This window comes from Streptomyces sp. NPDC055078, from assembly GCF_053607985.1.
On record NZ_JBSGUP010000160.1, the window covers coordinates 1 to 13763 of the forward strand.

At 72.5% G+C, this 13763-nt stretch carries 9 protein-coding genes and 1 riboswitch; all 9 genes read right to left on the reverse strand.

Annotated features, from left to right (window positions below; all coding sequences use genetic code 11):
- Window positions 1-682 (reverse strand): precorrin-2 C(20)-methyltransferase (gene cobI / locus ACWF94_RS16095; RefSeq protein ID WP_453487987.1); only part of this gene is annotated, 682 nt, incomplete at its 3' end.
- Entirely contained in the window at window positions 679-2049 is a 1371-nt protein-coding gene (locus ACWF94_RS16100) for a cobyrinate a,c-diamide synthase (RefSeq protein WP_453487988.1), read from the reverse strand. The genes ACWF94_RS16100 and cobI, both read right to left, overlap by 4 nt.
- On the reverse strand, window positions 2043-2642 hold the full coding sequence (gene cobO, locus ACWF94_RS16105) for a cob(I)yrinic acid a,c-diamide adenosyltransferase (protein WP_453487989.1): 600 nt from the start codon (window positions 2640-2642) through the stop codon (window positions 2043-2045). Before cobO ends, ACWF94_RS16100 begins: the two co-directional genes overlap by 7 nt.
- Window positions 2643-4748 (reverse strand): putative cobaltochelatase, encoded by a 2106-nt coding sequence (locus ACWF94_RS16110; RefSeq protein WP_453487990.1) that lies wholly within the window; start codon window positions 4746-4748, stop codon window positions 2643-2645. It lies immediately after the preceding gene.
- 193 nt (window positions 4749-4941) lie between these two features.
- A complete protein-coding gene (gene cobN / locus ACWF94_RS16115) occupies window positions 4942-8592 on the reverse strand; it encodes a cobaltochelatase subunit CobN (RefSeq protein ID WP_453487991.1) in 3651 nt (1216 codons plus the stop codon).
- Entirely contained in the window at window positions 8589-10163 is a 1575-nt protein-coding gene (locus tag ACWF94_RS16120) for a cobyric acid synthase (RefSeq protein WP_453487992.1), read from the reverse strand. The genes cobN and ACWF94_RS16120 overlap by 4 nt, the downstream gene beginning before the upstream one ends.
- Entirely contained in the window at window positions 10160-11158 is a 999-nt protein-coding gene (locus tag ACWF94_RS16125) for a cobalamin biosynthesis protein (protein ID WP_453487993.1), read from the reverse strand. Before ACWF94_RS16125 ends, ACWF94_RS16120 begins: the two co-directional genes overlap by 4 nt.
- A 129-nt stretch (window positions 11159-11287) precedes the next feature.
- Window positions 11288-11419, reverse strand: a riboswitch (cobalamin riboswitch).
- Window positions 11420-11704: 285 nt separating this feature from the next.
- A complete protein-coding gene (locus ACWF94_RS16130; protein WP_453487994.1) occupies window positions 11705-11926 on the reverse strand; it encodes a hypothetical protein in 222 nt (73 codons plus the stop codon).
- 13 nt (window positions 11927-11939) lie between these two features.
- On the reverse strand, window positions 11940-13196 hold the full coding sequence (locus tag ACWF94_RS16135) for an anion permease (RefSeq protein ID WP_453487995.1): 1257 nt from the start codon (window positions 13194-13196) through the stop codon (window positions 11940-11942).
- Window positions 13197-13763: the final 567 nt, after the last annotated feature.

The following is a 13763-nucleotide window of genomic DNA, read 5'->3' on the forward strand; positions in this document are numbered from 1 at the left end:
GTGTCGAGAGATACGGCAGCGGACTCTCATCCAGCTCCGAAGCCTGCCGGATCGACTCACCGGGCAGTCCCAGCGCGGACCCCCAGACCGCGCCCTCGCCGCGCCCGGTCTCCCGCAGCGCGGTCGCCACCTCACCCGCCAGCCGGCCGAACTTGTACGCCACGACCGTCCCCGGCCCCTCCAACGCGTCCTTCAGCACGGCGGCCCCCGCGGTCACCGGCACCAGCGTCAGCGGCTCGGTGCCCTCGGTGAGGACCGCGCCGCTGCGGGCCGCCAGATCCTGCATCGCGGTGATCCCGGGGACCGTCTCCACGACCGTCCCCGGTACGAGTTCGCCGATGGTCTGCGCGAGATAGGTGAAGGTCGAATACACATTGGGGTCCCCGATGGTCGCGAACGCGACACGGTCCGTCTCCCGCAGCAACTCGGCCACCCGCGCCCCCGCGGCGTCCCACGCGGCCTCCCGGCGGGCCCGGTCCGTGCGCTCATTGAGCGCGAAGACGACCCGTACGACCTTCGCCGCGTCGACATAGTGCAGTACGGTCGCCTCCGCGCGCCCCCGCTCACCCGTCTCCATCACCGGTACGACGACGACATCGGCCTCCCGCAGGACCCGCACGCCCTTCACCGTCACCAACTCCGGGTCCCCGGGCCCCACTCCGACCCCGACCAGCCTGCTCATCGCGCGCACCTCTCAACGAATCGACGGGCGACACCGGGCTCGGCGGCCCAGTGCGTATGCAGATAGCTCGCGTGCACACCCCGCTGGACGAAGCCTTCCGTCCGGCGCTCCGGCCGGTGGACGCCCCACGCGGGGGTGGCCCCCGACCCCGGTTCGATCACCGTCCGGTGGAACTCGTGCCCCCGCAGCCGGGTCCCGCTGACGGCCAGACAGCTGTCGGCCACCGCGACCGCCTCCCGGTACCCGAGCGTCAGCCGCTCACCCATCCGCGCCTCGGCGTCCAGCACCCCGCACATCGGCTCCCCGTCCAGCGAACGGCTCAGATACAGCAGCCCCGCGCACTCGGCCGCGACCGGTCCCCCCGCGCGGGCGAACGCGCCGACCGCCTTCCGCATCGCCTCGTTCGCCGACAACCGCGGCGCGTAGACCTCCGGGAACCCGCCCCCGATGACAATGCCCGCGGTGCCGTCGGGGAGGCGCTCGTCCCGCAGCGGGTCGAACGGGGCGATGTCGGCGCCGTGCGCGGTGAGCAGTTCGGTGTGCTCGGCGTACGAGAACGTGAACGCGGGCCCGGCCGCGACGGCGACGACGGGCCGCGCCTGCGCTGCGTGGCCCGGCCGGAAACCAGGCCGGGGGCCCGTGCCCGCGCGGGCGTCCCACGGCTCGGCCACCACCGGCGGTGCCGACCGTGCCAGCGCCAGCAGCCCATCGAGATCGCATCCCGCCCGCACCAGTTCACCCATCGCGGCCACCGCTGCCACCGCGTCCTGTCGGCGCTCCGCCACCGGCACAAGACCCAGATGCCGCGAGGGCGTCGCCACCGCGCCGTTCCGCCGCAACACCCCCAGCACCGGGACCCCCACCTCGTCCATGGCCTCCCGCAGCAGTTCCTCGTGCCGGCCGGAGCCCACCCTGTTCAGGATCACGCCGCCGATCCGTACGCCCGGATCCCAGGACGCGAACCCGTGCACCAGCGCCGCCACCGACCGCGATTGCGACGACGCGTCCACTACCAGCACCACCGGCGCGCGCAGCAGCTTGGCGAGCTGCGCGGTGGACGCCAGCTCGCCTGCCCCCGCCGCGCCGTCGTACAGCCCCATCACGCCCTCGACGACGGCCACATCGCATCCCGCCGCGCCATGCGCGAACAGCGGCGCCATCAGCTCCGTACCGCACAGATACGCGTCCAGATTCCGGCCCGGCCGCCCCGTCGCGAGTGAGTGATAGCCCGGGTCGATGTAGTCGGGCCCCACCTTGTGCGGGGACACGGACAGGCCCGACGCGGTGAAGGCCGCCATCAGGCCCGTCGCGACGGTGGTCTTTCCGCTGCCCGATGACGGTGCGGCGATCACGAGACGTGCTACCACTCGATGCCCCGCTGCCCCTTCTGACCCGCGTCCATCGGGTGCTTCACCTTGGTCATCTCGGTCACGAGATCGGCGAAGCCGATCAGCTCGGCCGGGGCGTTACGGCCGGTGATCACCACATGCTGGTTCCCTGGGCGGTCCCGCAGCACCGAGAGCACCTCGTCGGTGTCCACCCACCCCCAGTGCATGGGGTAGGCGAACTCATCGAGGACATAGAGCCGGTAGGTCTCCGCGGCCAGATCCCGCTTGACCTGCTCCCAGCCCTCGCGGGCGGCTTCCTCGTTGCTGAACTGCCGGTCGCGCTGCACCCACGACCAGCCCTCACCCATCTTGTGCCAGTCGACCGGGCCGCCCTCGCCGGACGCCCCGAGGACCTTCAGCGCGGTCTCCTCGCCGACCTTCCACTTGGCGGACTTGACGAACTGGAACACCCCGATCGGCCACCCCTGGTTCCAGGCGCGCAGCGCCAGTCCGAAGGCGGCCGTCGACTTGCCCTTGCCCGGACCCGTGTGGACGACGACGAGGGGACGGTTGCGGCGCTGGCGTGTGGTCAGTCCGTCGTCCGGGACGACGGATGGTTGTCCCTGTGGCATCTACGCGGCCCTCCTGGCGGACCCGGCGGTCCGAACGCTCTTCACCAGCGAGGCGATCGCGTCCCCCCGCAACTCGTCGAGCGTCACGGCCGCCCCCTGGAGATCGGCGGCCAGCGCGCCCGCAAGACCGAGCCGCACCGGCCCCGACTCGCAGTCCACGACGATGGCGGCCGTCCCGTCAGCGGCGTGCAGCCGCGCGGCCCGTGCCGCCAGCGCCACCGGATCGGGGCCGCCCGTGGCGCGGCCGTCGGTCACCACGAGCAGCAGCGCCCGCCGCGACGGATCGCGCATCCGCTCCACCCGCAGGACGTGGTGCGCCTTCAGCAGCCCGGCCGCCAGCGGGGTGCGCCCGCCGGTCGGCAGCAGATCGAGCCGGGCCGCCGCCGCGTCCACCGAGGACGTCGGGGGCAGGGCCACCTCGGCGTCCTTGCCGCGAAAGGTGATCAGACCGACCTTGTCCCGGCGCTGGTAGGCGTCCAGCAGCAGCGAGAGCACCGCGCCCTTGACCGCGCCCATCCGCTGCCGGGCCGCCATCGAGCCCGAGGCGTCCACCACGAACAGCACGAGGTTGGACTCGCGCCCCTCCCGCACGGACTGCCGCAGATCGTCCCGCCGCACCACCAGCCCCGGCCCCGAACGGCCCCGGGCCCGCTGATGGGGAGCCGCGGCCCGCACGGTCGCCGCCAGATGCAGCTTGGTGAGCGCGCCCCTGGGCCGTCGCGCACCCGTCGTCCTGCCGTGCGCGGCCCGCGAGCGCGACCGGCGGCCGGCGGCACCCTCGCCCGTCCCCGGCACGCTCAGCACCTTCGTACGGAACGGCTCCCCGGCCCGCACCGGCCGCTGTTCACCGCCACCTGCCCCGCCGGACTCGCTCCGGGACGGATCGCTGTCCTCGCCCGGCTCCGGCCGCGCGGGCGCGTCGCCCCGGGGCGGAGTGCCGGGACCGTCCCCCGGCGGCTGCCCGCCACCGCCACCGCCGCCGTCGGGATCCGGGTCGGGGTCGGGGTCGGACTCCGGGGCGGGATCGTGATCGGAAGGGTCGGGACCGGAACCCGGATCGGGTTCGGAGTCCGGAGCGGGATCGTCGGACCCGGCGCCCCCGAACTCCTCCAGCGTGTCGTCGAGCTTCTCCTCGTCCAGCCCGGGCGCGTCGAACGGATTGCGCCGCCGCCGGTGGGGGAGCGCCAGCAGCGCCGCCCGGCGGACATCCTCGGCGAGCACCTCCGGGCGCCCCGCCCAGGCGGCCAGCGCCGTCGCGGTACGGGCCATCACGATGTCCGCCCGCATCCCGTCCACCTCGAACGCGGCACAGGTCGCCGCGATCTGCCTGAGCGCGCCGTCCCCGAGCCGGACCTCGGGCAGCAGTGCGCGGGCCGCCACGATCCGCGCCCGCAGCGCCTCCTCCTCAGCGGCCCAGCGCGCCGCGAACCCGGCCGGGTCGTCGTCGTACGCCAGCCGCCGCCGCACCACCTCCACCCGCAGGTCGGGCTCCCGCGAGGCGGCGACCTCCACCGTCAGACCGAACCGGTCGAGCAACTGCGGACGCAGCTCGCCCTCTTCGGGATTCATGGTCCCCACCAGCAGAAAGCGGGCGGCGTGCCGCACCGAGACACCTTCGCGCTCGACATAGGAGGCGCCCATGGCGGCGGCGTCCAGCAGCACATCGACCAGATGGTCGTGCAGCAGGTTCACCTCGTCGACGTACAGGATCCCCCGGTGCGCGTCCGCGAGCAGCCCCGGCTCGAAAGCCTTGACTCCGTCGGACAGGGCCCGCTCGATGTCGAGGGCCCCGACGAGCCGGTCCTCGGACGCGCCGACGGGCAGCTCCACCATGCGGGCCGGCCGCTCCAGCCCGGCGCCCGCCTCGTGCGGTCCGTCCGGGCAGACCGGATCGGGGGAGGCAGGATCGCAGGAGAACCGGCAGCCGGCGACCACCACGACCTCCGGGAGCAGCGCCGACAGGGCCCGCACCGCGGTGGACTTGGCGGTCCCCTTCTCACCCCGCACCAGCACCCCGCCGACCTGCGGCGACACCGCGTTCAGCAGAAGCGCCAGCCGCAGATCGTCCTGCCCGACGATCGCGGTGAACGGGTAGGGCGTGCTCATACGGCCTCCTCGATGGCGAAAGCGGTCGCACCGGCGACCGGTGTACGGGACACGGGGGACACCCCCGCGGCTGTCGGACCTGCGGCTGATGGACCTGCGGCTGATGGACCCGCGGTTGATGGAACCGCGGCTGTCGGACCGGGCGAATGGGCGGCGGCGGCCCGGCGGCGGAGCCCCGGGCGGGGAAGGGCGCTCACTCGTCGCCCTCCAGATCACCCTCAAGTTCGAGATATGTCTGCCGCAGCCGCTCCAGCGTCGACGCGTCCGGCTCAGCCCACAGCCCGCGCTCGGCCGCCTCCAGCAGCCGCTCGGAGATGCCCCGCAGCGCCCAGGGATTGGACTTCTTCATGAAGTCCCGGTTCTCCGGATCGAAGACGTACTCGGCGCTGAGCTTCTCGTACATCCAGTCGTCCACGACCCCGGCCGTCGCGTCGTACCCGAACAGATAGTCCACGGTCGCGGCCATCTCGAACGCGCCCTTGTAGCCGTGCCGCCGCATCGCGGCCATCCACCGGGGGTTGACCACCCGCGCCCGGAACACCCGGTGCGTCTCCTCACCGAGCGTCCGCGTCCGCACCTGATCGGGCGTCGCGCTGTCGCCGACATACGCCTCGGGGGACTCGCCGGTCAGATGGCGGACCATCGCCACCATGCCGCCGTGGTACTGGAAGTAGTCGTCGGCGTCGACCAGGTCGTGCTCACGCGTGTCGACGTTCTTCGCCGCCACCGCGATCCGCCGGAACGCCGTCTCCATGTCGCCGCGCGCCGCCCGGCCGTCCAGCCCGCGCCCGTACGCATAGCCGCCCCACACCGCGTACACCTCGGCGAGGTCCGCGTCACTCCGCCAGTTCCGCGCGTCGATCAGCGGCAGCAGCCCCGCCCCGTACGCACCCGGCTTGGAGCCGAAGACCCGGGCCGTGGCACGCCGCCGGTCGCCGTGCTCGGCGGTGTCCTCGTCAGCGTGCGCCCGTACGTAGTTGGCGTCGGCGCTCTCGTCCAGTTCGGCCACGGTCCGGACGGCGTCATCGATCAGGCTCACCACATGGGGGAACGCGTCCCGGAAGAAGCCGGAGATACGGACCGTCACATCGATACGGGGGCGGCCCAGCTCGGCGAGCGGCACCACCTCGAAGCCGGTCACCCGCCGGGACGCGTCGTCCCACACCGGGCGGCAGCCCAGCAGGGCGAGGATCTCGGCGATGTCGTCGCCCTGGGTGCGCATCGCGGAGGTGCCCCAGACGGTGAGACCGACCGACTTCGGATAGCCGCCGGTGTCGGCGAGATAGCGCTCCACCAGGGAGTCGGCCAGCGCCTGGCCGACCTCCCAGGACAGCCGGGACGGGATCGCCTTGGGGTCGACCGAGTAGAAGTTCCGTCCCGTCGGCAGGACGTTGACCAGCCCGCGCGTCGGGGAGCCCGAGGGGCCGGCCGGGACGTATCCGCCGTCCAGCGCCAGCAGGATGTTGTCGATCTCGTCCGAGGTACGGGCCAGCCGGGGCACCACCTCACGGCAGGCGAACTCCAGCACGGCCACCGCGTCCGGCAGTGCGGCGTCCAGCTCCTCGCGCACCAGCGCGGGCACCGCGGCGGCGTCCCAGCCCCGCGACTCCAGGCCCTCAGCCAGCCGCCGGCACAGCTGCTCCAGCAGATCGATGGCGTCCGCACCCGTCCGCGCCGGGCCGTCCACCAGCGAGGTGAGGCCGTCGGGAACCTTCACCGGAGCACCCGGCGCGGCGAGCAACTCCTTCTCCACCAGCCCGAAATGGCCGGCCAGGGCGGCCCGCAGACCCGGCAGCGCATGGGCCCGCCCACCCCAGACCTGGGAGGCGCGCAGGACGGCCAGCACCAGATTGACCCGGGGCTCGGCCTCCGGGCCACCGCCCAGCACATGCAGGCCGTCCCGGATCTGGACGTCCTTGATCTCACAGAGATAGCCGTCGATATGCATGACGAACTCGTCGAAGTCGTCGTCGCCCGGCTGCTCGTCGACCCGCAGATCGTGATGCAGCTCGGCCGCCTTCACCAGCGTCCAGATCTGCGCCCGCACCGCCGGGGCCTTCACCGGGTCGAGGTCGCTGACGAGCGCGTACTCGTCGAGGAGCTGCTCCAGCTTGGCCAGATCGCCGTAGGTGTCGGCGCGCGCCATCGGCGGCACCAGATGGTCCACGACCGTCGCATGGCCGCGCCGCTTGGCCTGGGTGCCCTCACCGGGATCGTTCACGATGAACGGGTAGACCAGCGGCACCTCGCCCAGGACCGCGTCGGGGCCGCAGCCCGCCGACAGCCCCAGCCCCTTGCCCGGCAGCCACTCCATGGTGCCGTGCTTGCCCAGGTGGACGATCGCGTCGGCGCCGAACGACTCCTCCAGCCACCGGTAGGCCGCCATGTAGTGATGGGAGGGCGGCATGTCCGGGTCGTGGTAGATCGCGATCGGGTTCTCACCGAAGCCGCGCGGCGGCTGGATCATCACGATGACGTTCCCGAACCGGAGCGAGGCCAGCACGACATCGTCGCCGTCGACATACAGCGAGCCCGGTGGCTCGCCCCAGTGCTCCAGCATCCCGTCCCGCAGCGACGGCTCCAGCGCCTCGAACCAGGCCCGGTAGTCCGCGAGGGGCACCCGCGCGGGCGCGGCGCTCAGCTGCTCCTCGGTCAGCCACTCCACATCGTGACCACCGGCGGCGATGAGCCGGTGGATCAGCTCGTCCCCCTCGTCCGGGTAGCCCTCGACGAGATATCCGGCGTCCCTCAGGGCGTCCAGGAGCCGCACGGCGGACGCCGGGGTGTCGAGGCCCACCGCGTTGCCGACCCGGGAGTGCTTCGTCGGATAGGCGGTGAAGACGAGCGCGAGCTTCTTCTCCGCGTTCGGCTTGTGCCGCAGCCGGGCGTGCCGCACGGCGATCCCGGCGACCCGCGCGGCCCGCTCCGGATCCGCCGTGTACACCGGGACGCCGTCGGGGCCGTCCTCCTTGAACGAGAACGGGACCGTGACGATCCGCCCGTCGAACTCGGGGATGGCGACCTGCATCGCCGCGTCCATGGGGGAGAGCGCGGCGTCCGACGCCTCCCACACCCGGCGGGATGAGGTGAGGCACAGCCCCTGCAGCACGGGGACGTTCAGCTCGGCGAGCGCCCCGATGTCCCATGCCTCGTCATCGCCGCCCGCACTGGCCTCGGAGGCGTTGGTGCCCCCCGCGGCGAGTACGGTCGCGACCAGCGCGTCGGCCTGCCCCAGCAGGTCGTACAGCGCCGGATCGGCGCCGCGCAGCGAACCGACGAACACCGGCAGGGCGTTGGCCCCCCGGGCCTCGATCCGCTCGCACAGCACATCGACGAACGAGGTGTTCCCGGACAGCTCGTGGGCGCGGTAGAACAGCACCCCGACGGTCGGCAGCCCCTCCCGGTGGACCCTGGCGCCGTGCACCCCCCACTGGGGCATCTCCTGCGGCCCCGCGAACCCCTGCCCGGTCAGCAGCACGGTGTCGGAGAGGAAGCGGGCCAGCTCCACGAGATTGCCCGGGCCGCCCTCGACGAGATACCGCAGCGCCTCGGCGACCACCCCCGCGGGCACCGACGACTCGGCCATCAACTCCGCGTCGGGGACGGCCTCCCCACCGAGCAGCACCGTCGGAATCCCCGAGGCCCGCAGCGCCGCCAGCCCGTCCTCCCAGGCCCGCTTGCCGCCCAGCAGCCGGACGACGGCGACCGACGCGCCGTCGATCAGCGCGGGCAGCTCCTCGGTCACATCGACACGCGTCGGATTGCCGATCCGGTACGGCGCGCCGGAGGCGCGGGCCGCCAGCAGGTCCGTGTCGGCGGTCGACAACAGCAGCACAGTGCTCATGCGGGTGCTCCGGATTCTGTGGGTGCGCCAGGGGCGATGAAAGGAAGTCCTGCGGGCGCGCCCTGCTCGATGAGCCGCATGAGCGCGTCCGTGTCAGCGTGTTCTTCGACGAGGTCGCCGAGCCGGTCCAGCTGCTCCTCGCGGAGCGCTCCGAACGACGTGTCCTCAGCGGGCACGAAACGCCGGTGGGTGGCGCTCGCGACCTGTCTCAGGAACTGCCGCCGGAAGCCGTCACTCTCCAATGAGCCGTGCCAGTGGGTGCCCCACACCTCACCGACCCGGCAGCCCCCGGGGAAGGCCGCTCCGCCCAGCACCTCGGCGACGCCGTGGTGGATCTCGTACCCATCCACGCGCTCGCCGAGCGCTGTGCCCGTCGGCCTCGCAAGTGTCTTCTCGGCCGCGAACCGCACCCGCACGGGCAGCAGTCCCAGACCGGTCACGGAACCTGCCCGTGACTCGACCTCATCCTCAATGTGCTCACCGAGCACCTGGAACCCGCCGCAGATCCCCAGCACCGGACGCCCATCGGCCGCCCTGCGCGCCAGCTCCCGCGCCAGTCCCCGCTCCCTCAGCCACTCCAACGCACGGACCGTGCCCCGGGTTCCCGGCACGATCACGAGATCCGCGTCGGCCAGTTCCTCGGGCCGGTCCACGAACCGCACGATCACCCCCGGCTCCGCCGCCAGCGCGTCCACATCGGTGAAGTTGGACATCAGCGGCACCGCACACACCGCGACCCGCAGCAAGTCCTCACCGACGGGCGGCGCCACGGCCGACTCGCGGACGGCCCCGCGCAGGGACACCCGCAGCCCGTCCTCCTCGTCGATGCCCAGCCCGTGCGCGTACGGCAGCACCCCGTAGGTCCGCCGCCCGGTGAGCCCTTCGAGCATGTCGAGCCCCGGCTCCAGCAACGACACATCGCCGCGGAACTTGTTGACGAGATACCCGGCCACCAGCCGCTGATCGGCCGCGCCGAGCAGTGCGGTCGTACCGAAGAAGGAGGCGAAGACACCGCCGCGGTCGATGTCCCCGACGATGAGCACCGGGAGTTGGGCGGCGCGGGCGACGCCCATGTTCACGATGTCCGTGCGCCGCAGATTGATCTCGGCGGGACTGCCCGCCCCCTCGCAGATCACGGCGTCGTAGGTGCTCCGCAGCTCTTCCAGGCACTCCACGACCGTGGACAGCAACTCCTCCCGCCGGCCGCCGCGCAGCGCCCTCCCGGCGGACGGCCCGCCGAAGAACCCGCGGGCGCTCAGTTCGCCCACCGGCTTGCCCAGCAGAACGACCTGACTGCTGCGGTCGCTCCCGGGTTTGAGCAGAACGGGGTTCATCAGCGCCGTCGGCTCGACCCGGGCCGCCTGCGCCTGCATCGCCTGCGCGCGGCCGATCTCCGCGCCCTCGCGCGTCACAAACGAATTGAGGGACATGTTCTGCCCCTTGAAGGGCGCGACTTTCACACCCTGCCGCACCAGCCAGCGGCAGATCCCCGCGGTGACGACGCTCTTGCCCGCGTCGGACGTCGTACCCGCGACGAGCAGCCCGCCGCCGCGTCCCCGGCGGCCGGTCATCGGACCGCTCCCCGTACGGAACGGAGAACGCGCCGGGGTGCGCGCGGCGGGACCTGCCGGGACAGCCGCCGGAACAGCAGCCGGCCGGTGACACCCGCGCCCAGGGCGAGCAGACTCACCCGCCGTGACAGCCTGACGGCCCGTTCGATGTCCCCCGTCTCCACCGGACGCCCCCCGGTGTGGAGCGCCGGCCGGTGCTCGACCCGGCCGCCGTACGCGAGGGTCCCGCCGAGCCGTACCCCGAGGGCACCGGCGAACGACGCCTCCACGGGGCCCGCGTTGGGGCTCGGATGCCGGTGCGCGTCGGCCCGCCAGGCCCGTACGGCCGTACGCGGCTGCCCGCCCGCGAGAACGGCGAGTGCCGCCGTCAGCCGTGCTCCCGGCCAGCCGGCGAGGTCGTCGAGGCGTGCCGATGCCCAGCCGAACCGCCGATAGCGGGGTGACTTGTGGCCGACCATCGCGTCCAGGGTGTTGACGGCGCGGAAGCCCACCAGCCCCGGCACGCCCGCGAGGGCTCCCCACAGGAGCGCGCCCACCACGGCGTCTGAGGTGTTCTCGGCGACGGACTCCACCACCGCACGGGCGACCTGGGCCTCGTCCAGGGACTGCGGATCGCGCCCGCACAGCCGCGGCAGCCGCTCTCTGGCCAGCTCCAGGTCCCGGGCGGCGAGCGCGTCGCCGATGGCGCGGGCCTCGCGCCCCAGTGACGTACCGCCGACAACGGTCCAGGTTGCCGCTGCGGTCAGGGCCAGGGACGCGGCGGGACTGGAACGCGCCCCGCGCGCGAGAAGCACGGCCGCCGCGGTCGCGCCTCCGGCGCACACGGCGGTGTGCAGTGCGCCCCAGCCGCGGTGGTCACGCCACAGGACCCGTTCGACGGCGCCCGCGACCCGCCCGAACGCGGCGACCGGGTGCCCCCGGCGAGGATCACCCAGCAGCAGATCGCCGGCCAGTCCGGCTGTGGCGCCGTACACGAATACTCGGTCGGCACGCATGGGTTCAGGCCGGTGTCTCGTTCCGGACGGGCCCTGGACCGTCAACCGGGCTCAGGGCAGTACTCGGGGCAGGTGCTGAACCGCAGCCAGGCATGGCGATATGTCCTCACTCAGGGTGTCCGCGCCCTGGTTCGACGTGATCGACGGTGAGAGTTCCTGGCTTCCGGGGATGACTCCCCGGTGACAGTGGCGGGACCGCGCCGGATTTGCACCGGCTTCCTCTGTTGCCGTCGTGATGGCCCCGGAAGTCCACCACGCTGTGAGAACACCCGTCAACCTGCCGTTGACCTGCGACGGGACAGTGTGCTGAGACCCACACTCGGGCGCGGACCCCCGGGAGGCGCGGAAACCGGCCACCCCGTCCGGACGCCGCCGGTCCGCATGGCGGCCCGATACACAAGGCACCGGCCCGTGCACCGGCCCGTGCACCGGTCCGCATGGCGGCCCCGATGCGCGAGGCTTACCGGCCCGTGCACACAAGCGGACCGGACCGGCACCCGAAGGATGTCCGGCCCGGCCGGTGGGACGGGTGGTGAGGATGTGCGGTCAGGCGACGATCAGATAGATCCCGTACGACACGGCCGCCACACAGAGCGCGAAACAGGCGTACGCGCCAGTCCGCGCGAGTGCCACGGAGGTCCCGCCGCCCGCCGCCGAAGCCTGCTTGCTGAGTCCGATGATCCCGAGGGTGAACAGACCCACCAGAGCGACGGTGGCGACAAGGCTCACGCCGAAGACGGAACCGAGGGCTGCCCAGTCGATTTTCATGCCGAATCCGTCCTTACACCGCGGCCGGGCTCGTCGGGCCGGCTTCGGGGGCGGCGGGCGCGGGGCCCGGAATGGTCGTCTTAAGGTCCTGCTGCGAGGTGACACCGGCCGGCGGCGGGGCGACGGCCGCGACGGCCGCGGTCACGACGCCCGCGGGTTCGCCGTCCTGGTCCACATCGTTGACATTGGTGTGGTCGACCACCTGGCGGCGCGAGACCAGCCAGATCGCGGCGCACGAGGCGACCAGGAAGACCGCGACGGCCGCGACGCCCCAGTCGCCCTGCTTGGTCACATACTCCGAACCCGCCGCGACCAGGGCCGCGGCCGGCAGGGTCAGACCCCAGGCCACGAACATCCGGGTGGCCGTGGACCAGCGGACCACACCGCCCTTGCGGCCCAGACCCGCGCCCATCACCGCGCCGGAGCAGGAATGGGTCGTGGAGAGCGAGAAACCGAGGTTGGACGAGGCGAGGATGACGCTGGCCGCGCTGGTCTGGGCGGCGAAGCCCTGCTGCGGCTGGAGGTCGGTCAGGCCCTTGCCCATCGTGCGGATGATGCGCCAGCCGCCGAGGTAGGTCCCCAGCGCGATCGCGATACCGGCGGACACGATGACCCACATCGGGGGGTTGGAACCGGGGTTGAGTACGCCGCCGGCGACGAGCGCCAGCGTGATGATGCCCATCGTCTTCTGCGCGTCATTGGTGCCGTGGGCCAGCGAGACCAGACCCGCGGACGCGATCTGGCCCGTGCGATAGCCCTTGGCGGTCGCCTTGTCGTCGGTGTTCCGGCCGATCCGGTACGTCAGCCTGGAGGCGAGGTAGGCCGCGATACCGGCGACGAGGGGGGCGGCTATGGCGGGGATCAGCACCTTGGTGACGACCGTGCCACCGTTGACACCGCTGATCCCGACCGAGGCGATCGTGGCGCCGATCAGACCGCCCATGAGCGCGTGCGAGGAACTGGACGGCAGGCCGATCAGCCAGGTCATCAGGTTCCAGAGGATGGCGCCGACGAGCGCCGCGAAAATGACTTCGGGGGTGATGCCTGCCTCGTTGACGATTCCGCTGGAGATCGTTTTGGCGACCTCCACGGACAGGAACGCGCCGACGAGATTGAGAACCGCGGACATGGCCACCGCGGTCTTGGGCTTCAGGGCGCCGGTCGAGATGGTCGTCGCCATCGCGTTGGCGGTGTCGTGGAAACCGTTCGTGAAATCGAACACGAGAGCTGTCACGATCACAATCGCGAGCAGCAGCGTGATGTGTTCCATTTACCCAGGCAATCTATGGACGTCAGTGGCCCGGCGAACGTAAGTAACCTGGATGAACGGAAGGTGAACTGAGACGGGATTCGGGGTGTCTCCAAGTGGCGCTGAGGGTTCCGCTTCCTCTTCGCTTGATCGCGATCCCGGCGCACGCCCGGCCACCGTGGTCGCAAAGGGAGTCTTCGCGGTATTTGCGGTGATCTGCGTCACCGCCACCTTGGTCCCCATCCGCGCTGCCCGACGGGAGCACCGCCGGCCTCGGAGGGACTCGCTCAGGCATCCGAACGCGCGGCCCGGCGGGAGGTCCTTCGCGCCCCGCCCCCACCGCCGCGTCGCCGCGCCGCCGCACCCCGGCCAGGTCCTGCGCGAACCGGCCGCGCGGGTCCTTCGCGCGCCCCGGGCCCGTCACGCGCCCCGTGAACCGGTCGGCGCCGCGTTCGTCCGGCACTTCCGCGGAACGGTTGGCCGGTCGCCAGGCCCTCCGCGAACGTGTTGGCCGGGCACCCTCACCCCTTGCGCCAGTCCGCCGCGCGGGTCCGCCGCGCGGCGGAAGGGATACGGAAGGGACAGGGA